A 17,963-nucleotide genomic window follows, 5' to 3' on the forward strand; every position below is an offset into this window, starting at 1 on the left:
ATCCCCCGTCCAGGAGGCGAGGTCGGCCCGGACGCCCAGCGTGTCGGGGTGCTCGGCGCCGGAGACCCGTTCCCGGATGGGCAGCAGGGCGGCGTACTGGTCGCGGGCCGCGACCGCATCCCCCGCCTGCCCCGTATAGGAGGCGAGGTCGGCCCGGGCGGTCAATGTGTCGGGATGCTCGGCTCCCTGGGTGTCGTCCAGGGCCTGGCGGCGGAGGTGTTGCAGAGTCTTGGCGGTGGCGTAGTCGCCGCTGGCGGCCAGGTAGTCGAGGACCTGCCCCATGGCCGCGGAGTCGGAGGACAGAGCGGCGCGGGCGTGGGGTAGCAGCCGCCCGTATTCCGCCCAGCTGCCGATCACCTTCGGGTTGTCGGGGAGAGCAGCGGCCAGCAGGTCGGCGGCCTGGCCTTTGACGTCGGCCTGCTGGCCGGGGGTGAGGCCGGCCAGGGTGACGGCCTGGACCAGGCGGTGCACGCTGACCGTTTCCCCCGCACTGCCGGCCGAACTGCCCGCAGCCTCGGCGCTGCTGTTGGCGGTGCTGGCGGACGTGAGGGTGATCATGCTGTAGGAGGCCAGCACACCCAACGCCTGGCCGATCTGGAGGCGGCTGACGCCGGGCAGATGGTGTAGGACGGTCAGGGGCAGGTGGTCGGGGGCGTAGCAGGCCAGCAGGGCCAGCAGCCGCGGCGTGAGCGGATCCAGTTTCGCGACGCGGGCGCGGGTGAGCGTCCAGACTTGGGCGATGACCCGCTCACCGTCAGTGCCGGCCGCGACCGCCGCATACGCCTGGGCCGGCGTTTCCCGCAGGGATCTGCGGTAATCGGGGACGGTCATGCCGGGGGTGCGGGCGATGAAGGTGCCCGCCTGGGTCAAGGCCAGCGGCAGATATCCCAGCTCGGCAGCCAGCCCCGCCAACTCGCCCGCCTGCTCATCGCCCGGTCTCCTGTGCTCGTCCGGCATGCTCGCGGGGGCGGTCGGCGAACCACTGACCAGGTCGGCCAGCAGGGCGGCCGCCGCGCCAGGGGCCAGGACGTTCAAGTCGATCGGGGTGGAGCCGAGCTCGCGCCAGCCGATGCTCCTGCGGGTGGTGATCAGCACCTGCCCGCCCGACAGCCGCCCCAGATACGGGATGATGTCGGCGGCCTGCTCGACGTTGTCCAAGACCAGCAGCCACCCGGTGTGGGTGACCAGCCAGGACATTGCCCAGGCGGCGCCCTCCTCCACGCTGGCCTGGCCGGCGGCGATCGAATGCGGGCCCGCGCAGATCGCCCGCGCCAGGCCGGCGAGGGAGGTCTGGATGTTGGCGGGGGTGTCGGCCTCGGCCCACCACACCAGCCGATAGTCGCGGCGGTGGCGGGTGGCGTACTGCAGGGCGAGTTCGCTTTTGCCGATCCCGCCCAATCCGTGCACCGCTGCCTGAGTGATCACCGCGTTCCCAGCCATCGCCGTGGCGGTGGTCAGGGCTCCTTCGAGCCGGGCCAGGGCCTGCTCACGGCCGAGGAACACTGCCGCCGGCGGCCGCGGCAATCCCGCCAAACCCGGTGGTGCGTCGGTGGCGGCAGCGGGCGGCAGCGGAGCGCGGTCCGCCACCTGGGCGGTGATGGACACATCCCGAGCCGACCCGAACTGGTAGGAATCTCTGCCGACGGTGGAGCCGGTCAGGGTCAGCCCGCCGGGCGGCGATGCCGGCCTGGAAGGTGCCGCCACCCCCTCGAAGGGATCGGCCGCTTGGCCGGCAGTACGGCCAGCCACGCCGCCGGGGGCGGGTCGACGGGCCCAGACCACCACCCCGGCCACCACTGTGGCGGCGGCCAGGATGACGGCGGCCAAATCGGCCAGGTTGACCCCGTCCCGGACGTCCAACGCCCGGATGACGAGCACGACCAGCCCAGAAACCGCGGCCACCGCGATAGCCGCGGCCGCGATCCGCCAGCCCTTCCTCGTCACGTCTTCATCGTGATGGCCCGGGCGCGCACTGGCAGCACATGTACACAAATCGTGATCACCCAGCCGGGCCGGACAGGGACGGCCGGTGTCCAGCACAGTGGGCTCGAGATCGGCATAGTGCGATACCGGACAGTGCGGGCATTCCGTCCGAACCAAGATCATCAGTGCGCCCGCGTGGGCACACCGGGCCGACAAGAGCCGGGAGAACCGCGCAGAACCCGGCTCAACCTGGTTGTCGCGACCAGCGGAAAAGACAAACCCGCAGGTGAGAACCCTATTACCGGTCCGGTTCGATTCCCGTCACCCGCTCCAACCTAGAAGGCCCAGGTCACGGATGGTTCCCGGACCCGGCCTTGATCGTTTCTAGAGCTTTTCGATCTTCCGTGCAATTAGCCCACGGGGACCAAGATCCCACCTAGGCCGCCGCCATCTTCATCGTCCTGGCCCTTGATGTGTCTGTCGATCGCATCTGTGATCACCTTGTCGGCACCGCGCACGGTGTGCTGATCAAGGCGGCGGCGCGGCGCGCCGGCCGCGCCACGGCCCCAGCGCTGGCCAGCCGCCCGGGCATGCGGCCCGGGGGCCGTTCCCGGGGCGGCGCGAGACTCAGAGCCGCCTCCCGTACGCCTGCCGCACGGCACCGATCGAACGCGCCGACCCCAGCGCCCCGCCGCCGTAGTCTTGCGTCATCGTCCATGTCGCCAAATGGCATTGCCGATCACACCGCCGACGCCACTCGCAAGGAGTATCTCCACTATGCTTCGGCGAATACCGCCTGGCCAGAGCGGATCGGGCAGAAATGTCGCAGTGAATACTAGGACCCCGACAACCCAAAGAATCACTGCAACAAACGCAAGCCACCCTCGCGAAGACCCGAAAAAGAAGATCAGGTTTCCCCACCATTGGCGAATGTTCCGGGGATGATCGTTGAAACGTCGCGCTTTCTCATCATTGCTCACTCGCGCCCCCTAGTGCATGCCATGCCGCTAGTAAGGATCGCACCTAGTGTGCGGCTTGAACAGGACAGTGCCTCCGGCGGGGGCACTCCGGCTCCGGGGTGATCGTGAAGGGAAACGACCAGGACCGTAGACACGTAGAGGGCCGCGAGGGCCTGATCTTCCCGTCTGTCATCGACCCGGGCGAGCTGAGCAGTGTCAATCCCCTCAAACCGTGGAGATGCTCTTATGCCACATCGGCCCTGAGCAGCGTCGATGACGATTGCCTCTGCTCGATCAGCAGACGCTCGAATGCGATGGGTGGCAGCCCGTTATTGGCGCTGTGCCGCCTGCATGTGTTGTAGAAGTCGGCGATCCAGGTCGCGATCTTCAGGCGAGCCTCGACCCGGGCACCGAAGCGGTGCCGGTGCCCGAACTCGACCTTCAGAGCGGGGTGGACTCGTCCAGAGAGCTCGCCCCGTCGCGTGCCGCGATAGCCAAGGCGATGAAATCACGAAACCGTGCGAACTCTTCCTGGTTCATCTTCAGTCTCACCCCGCCTATGACCTGGTCGTCGCCCCGCCTGACGCCGAGCCGAACCTTGAACCCATCGCCGTGCGGCTGGACATCCACCCCAAGGAACACCACGTGATAGCGGCTACTCTCGGACAGACCCCGGTGAAAGATTTCAAGGGTCCTGCCGTCCTGCACCAGGATGTAATCGCCGAGCTGAAACTCCGCCGCCATAGCTCCCGCTTCGAAACCGTATAGATAACAGTGCCCCCAACTTTCCCATACGATCGATGGCTACATGCCGAGCCTGTGCGGCAGTGACAGCCGAACACCCCCTCAGCCACATCGGCCTGGAACCAACGACCCCGAAGTCGAACATCTGGCGATGATGTCAGGTGACGGCGCCAGGAGATCAAGCCCCTATGCGCAAACCACAGCACCAATGGGGAGAGATCGGCGTCGTGCCAGATGCGTGCCAGAACAGGCGGAGAAGCGCGGTCACTCACGAGGACTTACGGTCACTCGACCCGCCCTGGCCTGCACCCCGTTTCCCCAGCTCAGAGCAGCAAGGTCAGTAGATGATTCCCAAGCTGACAGCGCGGATTCGATTCCCGTCACCCGCTCCAAGAGCGAAGGCCCAGGTCAGGGACACATGTGATGGGCAACTCCGACCACCCTAACCACACCGTGCCGGCCCGCAAGCTGCAGGCCTACCTGCGCCGGCGCAACGCCAACGCCCGCCACCCCGACGTGCTGACCGCACAGCGACGCGAACGCGCCCGCATCCGCAGCGAGAAACAACGCCGCTGGGGACGGCCCGCCCGCCGGATCGCCTGATCAACCCGGCGAACGTTCGTGGTCACCGCACTAGGCAGGGTTAGCTATTGCGATTAGCATAAAAGCTATGAGCAATAGCTTCGGTCCTGGAGCCGGTGATGCCTAGGGCGGGCCTGACCCAGGCCCGGGTCGTCGATGTGGCGATCGCCCTTGTTGACGAACGCGGCCTGGCCGCCCTGACCCTCGCCGCCGTCGCCCAGCGCTGTGGGGTCGCCGCCCCATCCCTCTACAAACACGTCAGCAACATCGCCGACCTGCGCACCCTGGTCGGCGTACGCGTGCTTCAGGAAATGACGGGGGAACTGGCCACCGCCATTTCCGGCCGCAGCGGCGCCGACGCCGTGGCCTCCCTGATGTGGGCCTACCGCGACTATGTGACCGAGCACCCGGCGCGTTACGCGGCGATGCCGGTCGACCCGCTGCACCAACCGCAGTTCGCCAAGGCCGGGTGGCGCATGCTGGAGGTCATACAGGCCGCCCTGCGCCCCTGGGGCCTCGATGAGCCGAACCTGATTCATGCCATCCGGGCGGCCAGAGTGATCGTCCACGGCTTCGCCTCACTGGAGGCGGCCGGTGGCTTCGGACTGCCACACGGCCTCGACGAGACCTTCGAACGCGTGATCCGCATGTTCCTCGCGACCCTTCCCGAACTCTGAGACTGGAGAAGACCGATGCCCCCTACCCGTGTCCGCCTCGCCGCCGGCGGCCTGGCCTTGGCCGGAGTCCTCTTCTTTCTTTACCCCGCGCTACGCCCCTGGCGTGAGGAGTCCACGCCGGACGGAGCGCTACAGGCGATGTCCTCGCCGTGGTGGGTGGCGACCCACCTGTTCGCGATGATCGGCTTCATCCTGGTGCCGCTGGCGCTGCTGGCCGTACGCCGAGTCGTCGACGCGACGCGGTCCGAACGGCTCGCCGTCACCGCCGCCGTCACCACCTGGATCGGCGTCGGCCTGACCCTGCCGTACTACGGCGCTGAGGATTTCGCGCTGAACACGATCGCGACGAAGGTCGCCGACGGTCACCCCCTCGACCTGCTCGACCTCGCTGACAGCATCCGCTATCACCCTGCGGCGGTCACGACCTTCCTGATCGGCCTGCTGTTGCTCGCCATCGGCCCGGTGCTCGCGGCCACGGCGATCTGGCGCTCAGGGGCACTGCCGCGATTCAGCGGGATCCTCTTCGCCGCCGGCTTCGCCCTGTTCATCCCACAGTTCTTCGCCCCGCCGGCGGTCCGGATGGCGCATGGTGTCCTCGTGGCGGCCGGCTGCATCTGGCTGGCCGTCGCGCTCTGGCGACACCCCTCCCACCCGGCCGCTGCACAGCTGCCGTGACGTTGACTTCTTCGACGGGGTCGGATCTCAACCGGCCCGAGCGAGGTCACGAACCTGTGTACAACCGATCCAGTCCCACCAACTGCACTCGCCCGTCGCTGCGCGCCGCTGCCTCCTGCACCGCTGGCATGAACCCCATCCCGCTGAACAGCAGCAGTCGCCCCGGCGCCTCGCCCCGGGCCGCGAGTAGCGCCGCCACCCGCTCCAGCCGCTCCAAGTGCCCGAGCCCCACAACATCCCCCCACTTGGCCTCCCCAATGGCCAGGAGCGCGCCGTCGGGGCCTCGGACCGCGACGTCTACCTCATGGCTGGTGCGGGTGGTGGCGTCATGAACGACCCCGGACTGGACGCTTCCGGCCATATCGCCCAGCGTCTCCTCAGACGCGAAGTCCTCACACCACACCCGACACATTCGCTCATACACCGGCCCCGCCACGTTGCTGCGGAAGCGGGGCTGGGCGGTACGCCAGATCCGCTCGGTACGCCCCTGCCGCACCCGTTCCAACTGCGCCCAGTAGGGACGCATGATCGCGTGGTAGAAGCGGACCAGCGGCTCAGTGATCCGGTACTCGGAGCGGTTCCGGCGGAAAGCGTCAGGGTCGGCCACCAGGAGGCCGGCGTCCTCCAGCACGGTCAGGTGGTGGGAGATGTCAACGGCTTTGCGCTCGATCCTGCCCGCGATGCCACTGCGGGTCGCGTTGCCCTCGGCGACCGCGGCCAGAACCGTGTGATACAGGCCGGTGTCGCGCAGCGCCGGGTCCTCGGCGAGCAGGAAACGCACCTCGCGGAAAAGAGGACTGGCCGGGTTGAGAACGTACTCGACGACCCAGCGGTCGAAGTCGGCCAGGCCCGCCGGAGCGATCCCGGCCAGATACTCGGTGCGATAGGCGGGGGTGCCACCGACGACGAAGTAGACCAGGGCCGCCAACCGAGGCTCGGCCGCCAGCCCCCAGAACTCGGCGGCCAGCCGGAAGTTGAAGGTGGGCACAACCAGTTCCAGCCCGGCCCGCCCGCGCAGCGGCGCTTGACCGGAGAGCAGGCCGCCCATGAAGGAGATCGACGACCCGCACAGCAGCAGACGTGACCTGGACGCCCCCCTCTGCTCGCGGCGTGGCGACAGTGCCTTCTGGATGACCGACGGCAAGTCCTTGGCGTCGCGCACCAGGTAGGGGAACTCGTCCAGGACGACGGGGACGGTCCGCTCGGCGCCCAGGGAGAGCAAGCCGTCGATCGCCTCCTCCCAGTTTTCGAACCTGACCCGTCCCGGCGTCCCGGCGAAGGCGGAGACGGCCTCCCCGAGTTGGCGCAGTGCCTCCGCCCTGGGCACGGCCTCGGTGGCGGCGTAGTAGAAGCCGCCGGTCGCCTCGCAGACGGCTTCTAGCAAGAACGTCTTGCCCTGCCGACGTCGCCCGGAGACCACGCCGAGTGTCGCACCCTGAGCGTCGTTGGCGACGAACCGCGAGAGCTGTTCCCACTCCCAGGCGCGATCGAACATGTCCGACGGCCGCGGTAACGACATCTTGATCCTCAACTTTTAGGAGTACAGTTCTTAAAAGTGTACTCCTAAAAGGCCACGTGATGCGGCCCTGCACGCGTGCGCGTGCAGGGCCGCATTTGTCCGGGTTACGTCAGCCGAACGTACCGCCGGTGATCGTCGCAATCATCGTCATCGTGACCACCCTTCGCACGGAACCGGAAGTCGGCCCAGTGCTGTGTGCCGTCGGTGAGGGTCACGACCAGCCGCCGGCACTGCCCGGCCCACGCCTTGTCGGTCTTCCAGACGTAGGTGTAATGGCCGTCGTCGTAGTGCAGAGACGATTTGCCGGAAGGGGCCGTCGGCTTGAGGGCGCCGGGTGCGCCGCCACTACAGGGGAACTGGCCGGAGGCCGGTGAACCCTGCGCCAGAATGTTCATGCCCCGGTAGCCGCCGAGCCCGAACTTGATCGGGATGGACTGGCCGGGTTCCACCACGTTGACCGCCGGCGGGTTGTACACCGGGCGGAGGAAGCCGTGGAACGGCCATGCGGGCGCCTGGACCGTGACGGTACGCGGCGCCGACACCGAACCGCCGTCGTTGTCGCGGATGGTCACGGTCGCGGTGAACGTGCCCGGGCGGTAGGCGTGCGCCAGGAAGCACGGTGACACCGCTCCGTCAAGCACCCCGGGGCTCGTCCCGTCACCCCACTGCACCGTGCAGGTGTGCAGGTCCTGCACACCGGCGTCGGTGAACTCGACCCGCGCGCCGGAGGCGTCGACGGTCACCGCGCCGAGCACCGGCGGTGCGTTGGCGACGGTCACCGTGGTGCTGTCCGAAGCCGTCGCGCCAGCGGCGTCCACCGCGGTCAGCGTCGCGGTGAACGTGCCCTCGTCGGCACAGGTCACCGACGCCTGAGCGCCTTGACCGGTGACGGCGCATGGCCCGTCCACCCCCCATGACGACGTGACACCGGCCGTGTCGTCGGTAACCGTGCCGTTGAGGGCGACCCCGGTGCCCTCCACCGTCGACACGCCGTTCCCGGCGTCCACCACGGGCGCCTTGTTGTCCTGGTCGTTGTCGGTGATCCAGGCCGTGCCGACCTCACCGCGCAGCACCGTACGGCCGTCGGAGGCGGCCAGGTCGCCCAGCTTGAGCTGGAACGGCTCGGGCGACTCCACCACCGTGTCGTCCACCGCCGCGGCGGTGACCACGCCGGCCGGGTGATCGGCGGTGAGCTGCAGGGTTCCGGTGCCCGGCGTGATGTCGCCGGGAGCGTCGGAGCCTCCCGCGGAGGGCTCGACCAGGGTCCACGGCACCGAGACCGTCGTGCCTGCCACCGGCGCGGGGTGGACGGCGATCACGAAGTCACCTGTGCCGCCCTCGACCAGGGTCGGCGCGGTCACCGACACGTTGAGCACCTCGTCGTCGGCGATGGTCACCGTGCCGCTGTCACCCGCGGCGGCGGTGCCGTTGGTGACCTTACCGAGCGAGATGGCGAACGTCTCGTTCGGTTCGGGGGTCGTGTCGCCGTTGACGGCCAGGTGGAGCACGTCCTGGGTCTCGCCAGGGGCGAACCGGATCGTCGCCGCCGCGCTCACGTAGTCCTCGCCCGCCTTCGCGGAACCGTCGGCGGTGGCGTACTCCGCCACGACCTCCTTGCCGCTGGGCTTGGACAGCCGGAACGTGACCGCGGTGTCGGTGAGGCTGGTGTCCCCTTCCGGCACGGTGCGCGACTGCACCGAGACGGTCGGCGGAGCGTCGTCGTCGGCGATCGTGCCGGTAGCCTGCGCCCGGGCGATCTTCAGGCCCAGCCGGGCACCGGTGAGCGCGAGGGTGAGCGTCTCGTCATCCTCGTCGATCGCGTCGTCGGTGACCTTGACCGGGATCGAGGCCTGCGTCTGGCCGGCCGGCACGACCACCGTGCCGGTGCCGAACACCGCGTCGTCCTCCCCGGCGGTGTCGCCCTGCAACGACCAGGTCAGCGCGACGTCGCCGCCCAGCGCGTGGTCCAGCTTGACGGTGTACGCGCCGCCGTCCGCCTCGGTCAGCGCCGCGTCCTCCACTGTCGCGGTCACCCATGCCGCCGGTAGTTCCAGCTCCGGGTCGGCCTTGGGGCGGGTGAGCGCGAGACCGTTCCACGTGTCGGTCGCGACCTGCAGGACCACCTGGCCGTCGATCGGGACCACGGTCGGCGTGAGGACTCTGGACGTGCCGGTGCCGGCTGCGCCGTTGGTGTTGCTGCCCCAGACCATCATCGAGCCGTCGGCGCGGTTGGCCAGCGTGGTCGAGGAGTTCTCGTTGTCGATGCCGACGATCGGCGGACCGTCCGGCATCGGTGCGCGAGTGGGCGCCGACAACGTGCACCGCGTGTCGCCGCAGATCGGCGCGAGGTCGGCGTTGAAGTTCTCGCCCCACATCCAGATCGAGCCGTCCTCCTTGAGCGTGACCGCCGCGTCGCCGGCTACGGAGACGTCCACGACTCCGCTGCCCTGGCCGAGCGTGTCAACCGGCCGCGGAAGCCACGGGTTGCGCGCCGGGTCCTGGGTGTTCCACTTGCGACCCAGTGTCGGGTCGGTGCTGCCGCAGGAGAGTACGGTGCCGTCCTTCGTGAGGAACAGCGCGCTCGACTTGGTAATGGCGATCTGCCGTACGTTGGTGAGGTCCGGGATGCGCGTGGGATAGAGCGTGTCCACCGCGGCCCCCGAGCCGTCGCAGTTCACCCGGCCCCACGCCATGACCGTGCCGTCCTCCATCAGCGCGTAATCGGACGACACGCCGGCCTGCACGTCGCGCACGCCGGTGAGCAGGGTGCCCGTGGCGTCGGCGACCACGAAGTCCGGGTACGGCCGGTTGCCACTGGCCTCCCCGCCGCCGAGGTTGCCGGCGGTGTTGCGGCCCCAGGTCAGCACCTTCCCGTCGGTGCGGACCGCGGCGACGTGATTGTCCGTGACGGACAGTTGCCGTACGCCGGACAGCAGACCCTGCCCGCCGGGCCCCAGCGGCTGCACCGGCTGGAGCCGGAGGCTGGAAGACCCGTCCCCTATCTCGCCGAAGAGCTGGTTGCCCCAGGCGCGTACGGTGCCGTCGGCGAGCACGGCGTAGCCGGTGCCTATGCCCATCTCGACCTGGACCACGTTCGCCGGGAGTACCGACTTCGTCGGCTTGGTGTAATTCGTGCCCATCTTGCCGTCGCCGATCTGGCCGTGCGTGTTGCTGCCCCAGCCGAAGACCTCACCGGTCAGGCCGCCCGGCGGCGCGTCCGGCGAGCCGCTGTCGCAGTCGTCGTCGACGCCGTTGCCGAGGAACTCGATCTGGCCGGGATGGATCGCCGCGTCCGCGTCGTCGCAGTCCGTGGTGGCTGTCCAGTTGTCACCGTCCGCGTCGGGCCGGTGGACCAGCACGTCCCAGGCCCTCGTGGCCTGGTGCCCGTCGGCGTCGGTCGCGGTCGCGACGACCTGGTGCGCGCCCGGGGTGTCCGGAGCGGTCCAGGACAGCGACCCGCCGTCGCCGGTCGGCTTCCCGTCGACGCTCCAGCTCACGGCGGGGTCGCCGCCGTCATCGGTCGCGGTGACCGAGAAGACCGCGGTCGCGCCGGTCCGCACCACCGGTTGGACGTTGTCCGGCGACGCGCCCGACAGGCGCGGGTCGACGCCCTTGCGGGTCACGGTCGCGCCGCTCCACGCGTACGCGATGCGGCCGGCGCTGTCGGTCACCCGTAGCCCGACGACCGGCGCGCCCGGCTCGTCGAAGGTGACCGTCGGCGTCGCACCGTCGGCGTCGTCGAAGTCACGGTCACCGTCCAGGTCCCAGGCGTACGACGCCAGCGTCGCCCCGCCGCGTGCGGCCGATGCGGTCCCGTCCAGCGTGACCGGCTCGCCCTCGGTCGCGGTGTACGGGCCACCGGCGTGCGCCGTCGGGTGCGGGTCGGGCACGTGCGTGTCGCCCGCCATCGCGTCCACGATGGCACCCCAGGCGGTGAGCCCCTGGCCGACCGCGGTCACAGTCCTGGCGTGGGCGGCGATCTGCGCGTCCAGGAGGGCACGAATGTCCGCTGCCTTGTACAGCGGCCCGTAGGCGTTCCGGACGTCGGCCTCCAGCTCCGTGATCTGCGGGCCGGTCATGCCGGTCTCCCGAAGCGTGCGCCGCTCGTCAGGGGTCAGACTCTCCCGCCGTACCCGGTCGGAGAAGTCGTGGCCGAAGGCCAGCCCTTCATTGGCGGCGTCGGTGTAGAGCGCCTTCAGGTCGGTCAACTGGCGGGATGTCGCGGCGAGCTGCCCCACCAGGGTCTGGTGCAGGTCGCGCGTCTCGCGGGCGTGCACGAGCGCCCATTCCCGGTTGCCCGCCTGCTGCGCGCCCTTGTAGGCCTCCACGCTGCGCAGCAACGCCTCGACCAGCGCGCCCTCACCCGCGATAGCGTCCGTCGGCGCGGCCACGGGCTTGGGCACCACCGGCTGGTCGAAGTCCGGGTTCGGCGGGTCCTCGTAAATGCCCAGGTAGTGCTGGCCCTGGTTGAGCAGCAACCCGTCGAACTGCTCCTGGATCGGGCTGAAGTAGTTGCCGTACTTCAGCGCGCAGGCGGTCGGGTTACCGGCCTTGCACCCGTTCTTCAGCGCCTTCTGGACGAACTTCCACACCCGGTTCATGACCTGCCGGGTGGTCTTCCATGACTCGTATTCCTCGTACGCCGACTGTTTGAGCGACGTCAGCGCGGCGTCGGGCGGTGGCAGCTCGCCCGGGGTCTCGACCTTGATCACGCGGGAGAACACCGCGTCGTCCTCAGCCTGGAAGACTCCGTCCTGGCAGGTGTCGAACACCACGTCGTACTCGCCCTCACCGAGGGCGCCGGCCGGCGTGGTGATGCCGATGATCTCGTCGTCGAACACCGTCGCATACTGCACGACCGTGTTCGGCTTGCCTCCGGTCACGTCCACCAGGTGCCCCTGCGCTGTGCCCGGCACCACGATGTAGACGTCGCTGGTCGGGTACACGAAGTCGGGCACGCCGTCCTCCGGGCACCCGGAGTTCTTGAACGCCAGATCCCCCCAAACCCGGACCGCCGCGTTCGCGCCGAAGGTCCCGCGCGTCTCGCCGATCTTGCCGACCCATAATGTATTGCTGTTGGCGTACGACGGCGACGCTGGGACCACCAGTCCCACCGCCATGGTCGTCACCGTCAGGGCGGCAGCCGCCGCCCGTTTCCACCTGTTCACGTCGATCCCTCTACTCCTGGCCGGATTCACCAGAGAGATCGTCGGTGTCAGCACTTGGAGGGCGTTTAAGGCCGACTTGGACGTCACTTCAAGTCCCGGGGTGGGTCGTCTACTCGGCGTGAACGAGCCACAGGTCGCGGTCGTCGTCCCGGCCGTCGACGATCACGGTGTCGGCGACGGGCGGGTATCCGGTGGCGATGAGGGTGTACTGGCCGCCGGTCAGGTCGGCGAAGGTGTACGCGCCGTCCGCACCCGTGGTCGTGGTGCCGACCACGTTCCCGGCCGTGTCCAGCAAGGTCACCCGCGCGTCGTTCAGCGGGACGCCGTCGCGCGCGCGTACGGTGCCCCGGATCCGGACGCCGGGCCGCAACTCGACGTCCTGCCTGGTCTGACCGGTGCCGTTGACCTCGACTGGAACGGCTGCGGGGCAATAGGAGGCCGCGCCGACCGCGAGTGTGTAGCTGCCCGAGCCCACCCCGGAGAAGCTGTAGCAGCCCGCTGCGTCGGTGCTGCCCGAGGTGACGACCTCGCCGCGGACGTCGGTCAGCACGATCACCGCGCTGGGCACCCGCCTGCCCTCCAGGTCGCGTACGACACCGGTCAGCTTGTTCGAGCTCGCGAGGATCAGGTGGAAGTCGACCGGCTGGTCTCCCACCACCAGGGTGGCCACCTGCGGATCATGATGAGCGGCCGAGGTGATCAGGACATAGGTGTCGGTGCCAGGCGTCCAGACGCTGTAGGCGCCATCGGCTCGGGTCAGGGCCCGGCCGACCTGGTGGCCGTGCACGTCGATCAGAGTCAGGGTGGCATCGTCGACCGGGTGTCCGTCGTCACCACTGACGCAACCGCGGATCTCGACACCGCCCTTCGGCCGGTCCGCCCAGGTGGCGCGCACCGGCTGGGCGTTGGCAGGCGCCAGGGTGGTCACCTGCGCCGCAGCCACGTTCCCGCGGGGAAGGAAGGCGGCGAGAAGGAAGGCGAGGAGGGCGGCGCCGAAGCCGAGGACCATGACGACGCGGAAACCGTCCTCGGAGGGCAGCGCGACCGGGCCGAACGTGGTGGTCATCTGGGCCAGGACGACACCCGCCGCGGCGCTGGCGATGGCGGTGCCGACGGCCCGCATGAGGGTGTTGAGGCTGTTCGCGGCGGCCGTCTCGGACACCGGCACGGCGCCCATGACGAGGGCGGGCATCGAGGCGTAGGCGAATCCGATACCGGCTCCAATGACGCAGGAGACCAGGACGAAGTGCCAGACCTCGGACATCAACGCGATGTTGAGGCCGTAGCCGGCGGCCACGATGACAGCCCCGATCATCAAGGTCACCTTGGGCCCCCTGGCCGCGGACAGGCGAGCCGACAGGGGCGCCAGGACCATCATCACCAGGCCGAACGGCGCCATGACCAGGCCCACGGTCAGCATCGACCGCCCCAGGCCGTAGCCGGTGGCCACGGGCAGCTGCAGCAGCTGCGGCAGCACCAGGGACATCGCGAACATCGAGAAGCCCAGCATGAGGGAGGCGAGGTTGGTGAACAGCACCTGACGCCGTGCGCTGGTGCGCAGGTCCACCATCGGCTCCCTGGTACGCAGCTCCCACCAGCCCCACAGCAGCAGCACGACAACCGCCGCGGCGAACAGGCCGATGGTGAGGGCGTCGCTCCAGCCCCAGTCGGCGCCCTTGGAGATCGCCAAGAGCAGGCACACCAGCGCGGACGACAGCCCGGCGGCGCCGACCAGGTCGAAACGCCCGCCGCTGCACACCGCCGATCTGGGCACGAACGTCAGCACCAGCACAGTGGCCACGACACCGAGGCCCCCTGAGGTCCAGAACAGCACGTGCCAGTCGGCGTTCTCGGCGATGAGGGCGGCGCCCGGCAGACCCATGGCACCGCCCACGCCGAGCGAGGCGCCCATCAGCGCGGTCGCGGAGCCGAGCCTGTCGGGGGGCAATTCGTCGCGCATGATGCTGATGCCGAGCGGGATGACGCCGGCTGCCAGGCCTTGCAGCGCCCGTCCGACGACCATCGGGATCAAAGAGTCACTGAGAGCGCACGTGACGGACCCGGCGACCAGCAGGATCAGGCTGGTCAGAAGCATGCGCCGCTTGCCGTGCATGTCTCCCAGCCGTCCCATCACCGGCGTGGCGACCGAGCCCGCCAGCAGCGTGGCCGTGATCGCCCAGGTGGCGTCGGCGGCCGCGGCTCCCAGGAGCTTGGGGAACTCGGGAATCAGCGGGATCACCAGGGTTTGCATCACCGCCACCACGATCCCGGCGAAGGCGAGCACGATCACGAAAGCGCCCGACCGCGACGGACCGTCCGCCTGAGCAACGCGGGAGGAGAAATTCGCCATGCGCATCTCCCTACAGGGTCTGAGCAGGCAAAGAACGAGGTTCTCGTGAATCAGTCACTCGTCCGGGGAGATCCGAGCGGATTTATGACCACACTGAGCGGCCACACCTCGAAGTAGGTCCTGCCGGCACGACCTGGCCGGCACCCGCCCGATCCCACTGCTAGCCAGCCGACTGGCGGTCCGGAGACGCGCCCGCCTCGCCGCTCACGCCATCCTGGCCGTGCTGATCCTCGCGAGCGCGCTCGCCGCCAGTTCCGCCTTCGGCGGCTTCCAGCTCTTGAGCGCAAGGCCAGGCCTGACGCCTCGGCAGGTCGGAGCAGTGCCGATCGCTTGTCCGTCTCACGAACATCGCTGTCCGCTGTGAGCCTGTCGCGGCGAGCACCGGCTTCCTACTGTCGATGTCGACCACGAAGTGTCGATATCGATCACGACAGGAGGACGCGATGACCGTGACCACGATCGATCTGCGGACCCTCGCCGGCCACTATGCCGAGTACGGGTACGTTCTGGTGAAGGGCTTGCTGACCAGGGATGAGGCGGCGGCGTACCGCCGGGTCGCCCATGACCTGCTCGGGCAGCAGGACCGAGACGAGGACCCGACCTGGGGTTCGGCCGCTGAGCTCGCGGGCGGTGCGCCGACGCGGCTGCAGCACCTGCATGACGCGCAGTTCTACGCGGCGGCGTTCTCCCGGTTGCTGGTGGATGAGCGGTTCACCTCCGTCGCCGCGGCCGTGCTGGGGGTGCCGAACGTACAGCTGCACCACACCAAACTGTTCGTGAAACCGCCGGAGAACGGCTCACCGTTCCCGCTGCACCAGGACCACCCGTTCTTCCCCCACACCCATCATCGGGTCGGCGCCGCGATATTCCACCTGGACGACGCGCCGGAGCAGAAGGGCTGCGTCCGCGTCGTGCCGGGCAGCCACCTCCAGGGGCCGCGGGAGCACGACCCCGAGGATGGCCATCACCTCACCGACGTACCGTTCGAGGCCGCGGTGCCGCTGTCCGCGGAGGCGGGGGACGTGCTGTTCTTCTCCTACCTGACCGTTCACGGCTCGGGTGTGAACGTCAGCGACGAGGCCAGGACCACCTGGCTGGTGCAGTTCCGCGACCCGGCCGACCCGCCGGCGATCCAGGCGCACGACTGGTCACTGGGGCAGGGCATGATGCTGTCGGGAGTGGACCCGACAGGCAGGAGACAGGCTTGAGCTTGGCGGACGTGGCCGGTGCCGGTCGGCTGCCCGACCTGACCGGCCTGCTGGACACCTGCCAGGTCGGAGGGTTCAGGGCTGACTTCGTCAGCTGGGGGTTCTACACCAAGCCCGCCTGGCGTAACTACTGGCACCGGCACTCCTTCCACGAGGTTTGCCTGGCCTACACCGGTGCGGGCCGGTTCAGCGTCGGCGGGGAACACCATGACGTCGGCACCGGTGAGGTGTTCCTGGCCAGGCCGGGTGATGTGCACGAGATCGAGTCGAGCCGGGAGGACCCGCTCGGCATCGCCTTCTGGGGCTTCACCCTGCGGGGCGGCCAGGACGCTCCGGGTCCGGACGAGCGTGGCTGGTGGTCCGGCCTCACCGACCCCGCCGGTCCCGTGGTGTCGCGCCGTACCGGCTCGCTGGCCGAGGTCGTCACCGCACTCGCCGGGTACGCCGACCCGGTGCGGTCCGGGTACGACGCCGGCCTGGCCGGTCTCGGCGCCGCGCTGGTGGTGGACACCGCCAGGGCGTTCGCGTACGAGGACGACCTGCAGGTCGAGCCGCCTCCCAGGGACCGGCCGTCCCAGGCGGTGGCGGCGATGCGGCGGCACCTCGCCGACAACCTGTGCCGGCCGGTCCGGGTCAGGGATGTGGCCGCCACCGTCCACCTGTCCGAACGGCACGCCGAGCGGCTGTTTCGCGAGCAGACAGGCGCGTCCCTGATGGCGACCCTGCGCAGGATGCGGCTCGAGCTGGCCGCCGCCCTGCTGCTGGACACGGGTCCCACGGTGACGGAGGTGGCCCGGGCCTGCGGCTACCCCGACGTCCGCGCCTTCAGCACGGCTTTCCGCCGCCTGCACGGACACTCACCGCTTGAACACCGCGCCCGCAGCGGAACCCTGCACCTGTAGCGATCTCCAACGCGGACCAGCGCCTACCCACGGGGTGCCGACGGATCATTGGGGTAGGGGATATCAACCGAGCATGCGGCCTGGGCCGGTCCCGACCGCCGTCGGCTCGGGCCGCGCGGCCCTCGCTGCTTGGACATCAAAACGATCTAGGTCATCATCCCGCCGCTCTGTGGAATTGTCATGTTCTGACCGTTTTCATGATCGGCGGACATCCTCGTACGGCAATAGCTGGCTTTCGCCATCACCGGCCCCTGGGCGCGCGGCGCCCTCTGACCCGTGTGACGGTCGTAGACCCGTTTTGACGGTCGCTGGGCTCGCCACGATCGGACCGCCCCACCAGGCGGCCCGTCGGGCGGGCCCGAGCCACATTTCCAGACGCGAGCTCACCGCACACTGCGCGTGCGACTTGGGGGCTATTACCACTCTCTACGGCACCCTGGACAGCACATCGGCATGCGACCACTCCCGGCGAAGGACATCCGACAGGACTGCATGGTGGCTACGCATGATGTACGGCAGTTGCTCGCGGTCCCGAACGACCGCCTCTGCTGGGGCCGCCATGACTTGATCTCCCCACGGAGGGATCGCATTAGCCAGCACCCCGGACAGCTTCAACGTCGCGTACTCCGGTTCCCACCAAATCGCGTACGCCTTATGCAACACATCCGGATGCACGCCCAACCACACACCGAAGGTCACGCTGTAGCCTCCCGTCAACGACACCGGCAGGAGGCAGCGGATAAACGCGCCATAGCCCTGTACCTGCATCATGTTGTCGGTGCTCCACGTGAGGGCCTCGCGCTCAGCCTCATCAAGTCCCAGCACGGGATCCGGGAGGCGGAATCGGACATGCCGATCATGCCGATCCCGCGGCTCACCACATTCCGCGCAGACATCACCGACGATCGAGTGACCTTCCAAGCTCATGGCCGCGACCCTACTCACGTCAGCGCAGTGCGGGATAACGAACAGCGGCGTGACCTGGTGTCCCAGTCAGGTTGCGCACGACCGACGCTGGAGTTGGCCGGGTCGGTGGTCCACTCGCCGAGTTCGGGTACCAGCGGCGAGGGTGAGGTCGGGACGCGCATCAGACGAGCATCGCGCCCGCAGCGGAACCCTGCACGTGTAGCGATCTCCAACGTGGGCCAGCGCCAGGGCTTCCATTCAGGAAATAGCTGACATTTTCACTGAGGTGGCCAGCGACCATCGACTAGCGCCAATAAAGGGATATGCAGAAGGAAAAAGGCGGCTGTCGC

At 69.0% G+C, this 17,963-nt stretch carries 11 protein-coding genes and 1 pseudogene; 5 read left to right on the plus strand and 7 right to left on the minus strand.

Translation table 11 applies throughout. From position 1 onward, the window contains the following. The 3 genes from Amac_RS18410 to Amac_RS18420 form a co-directional block, all read right to left on the minus strand. Window positions 1-1,944: tetratricopeptide repeat-containing protein (locus Amac_RS18410; RefSeq protein ID WP_170322548.1), on the minus strand; the 1,944-nt coding region annotated here is incomplete at its 3' end. Window positions 1,945-3,126: 1,182 nt separating this feature from the next. Next, the gene (locus tag Amac_RS57970) at window positions 3,127-3,327 is read right to left on the minus strand and encodes an integrase core domain-containing protein (protein ID WP_174900187.1); all 201 of its coding nucleotides are present in this window, start codon (window positions 3,325-3,327) and stop codon (window positions 3,127-3,129) included. Next, complete coding sequence (locus Amac_RS18420) at window positions 3,324-3,626, minus strand: hypothetical protein (protein WP_155355609.1); 303 nt, start codon at window positions 3,624-3,626, stop codon at window positions 3,324-3,326. Before Amac_RS18420 ends, Amac_RS57970 begins: the two co-directional genes overlap by 4 nt. A 423-nt stretch (window positions 3,627-4,049) precedes the next feature. Here Amac_RS18420 and Amac_RS18425 point away from each other — a divergent pair. The 3 genes and pseudogenes from Amac_RS18425 to Amac_RS18435 all read left to right on the plus strand — a co-directional run. Next, a pseudogene (locus Amac_RS18425) lies at window positions 4,050-4,229 on the plus strand (IS630 family transposase); the annotation flags it as partial. A 98-nt stretch (window positions 4,230-4,327) separates the two neighbouring features. Continuing rightward, the gene (locus Amac_RS18430) at window positions 4,328-4,885 is read left to right on the plus strand and encodes a TetR/AcrR family transcriptional regulator (protein ID WP_155355610.1); all 558 of its coding nucleotides are present in this window, start codon (window positions 4,328-4,330) and stop codon (window positions 4,883-4,885) included. Between the two features lie 15 nt (window positions 4,886-4,900). Next, window positions 4,901-5,560: a hypothetical protein gene (locus tag Amac_RS18435; protein ID WP_155355611.1), complete on the plus strand. Its 660-nt coding sequence runs from the start codon at window positions 4,901-4,903 to the stop codon at window positions 5,558-5,560. Window positions 5,561-5,606: 46 nt separating this feature from the next. On the opposite strand, the gene Amac_RS18440 is transcribed toward Amac_RS18435, so the two are convergent. The 3 genes from Amac_RS18440 to Amac_RS58385 form a co-directional block, all read right to left on the minus strand. Beyond that, entirely contained in the window at window positions 5,607-7,079 is a 1,473-nt protein-coding gene (locus Amac_RS18440) for an AAA family ATPase (protein ID WP_170322550.1), read from the minus strand. Between the two features lie 104 nt (window positions 7,080-7,183). Then, the gene (locus Amac_RS18445; RefSeq protein WP_155355612.1) at window positions 7,184-12,247 is read right to left on the minus strand and encodes a PxKF domain-containing protein; all 5,064 of its coding nucleotides are present in this window, start codon (window positions 12,245-12,247) and stop codon (window positions 7,184-7,186) included. Between the two features lie 109 nt (window positions 12,248-12,356). Then, window positions 12,357-14,597 (minus strand): MFS transporter, encoded by a 2,241-nt coding sequence (locus Amac_RS58385; RefSeq protein ID WP_444978800.1) that lies wholly within the window; start codon window positions 14,595-14,597, stop codon window positions 12,357-12,359. 443 nt (window positions 14,598-15,040) lie between these two features. Here Amac_RS58385 and Amac_RS18455 point away from each other — a divergent pair, with 443 nt between their 5' ends. Continuing rightward, complete coding sequence (locus Amac_RS18455) at window positions 15,041-15,805, plus strand: phytanoyl-CoA dioxygenase family protein (RefSeq protein ID WP_155355614.1); 765 nt, start codon at window positions 15,041-15,043, stop codon at window positions 15,803-15,805. Further along, window positions 15,802-16,707, plus strand: a complete 906-nt coding sequence (locus tag Amac_RS18460; RefSeq protein ID WP_155355615.1) for an AraC family transcriptional regulator — start codon at window positions 15,802-15,804, stop codon at window positions 16,705-16,707. Before Amac_RS18455 ends, Amac_RS18460 begins: the two co-directional genes overlap by 4 nt. A 426-nt stretch (window positions 16,708-17,133) precedes the next feature. On the opposite strand, the gene Amac_RS18465 is transcribed toward Amac_RS18460, so the two are convergent. Continuing rightward, window positions 17,134-17,634 (minus strand): DUF2199 domain-containing protein, encoded by a 501-nt coding sequence (locus Amac_RS18465; RefSeq protein ID WP_155355616.1) that lies wholly within the window; start codon window positions 17,632-17,634, stop codon window positions 17,134-17,136. Window positions 17,635-17,963 lie beyond the last annotated feature (329 nt).

The organism is Acrocarpospora macrocephala (assembly GCF_009687865.1).
Lineage (GTDB): Bacteria > Actinomycetota > Actinomycetes > Streptosporangiales > Streptosporangiaceae > Acrocarpospora > Acrocarpospora macrocephala.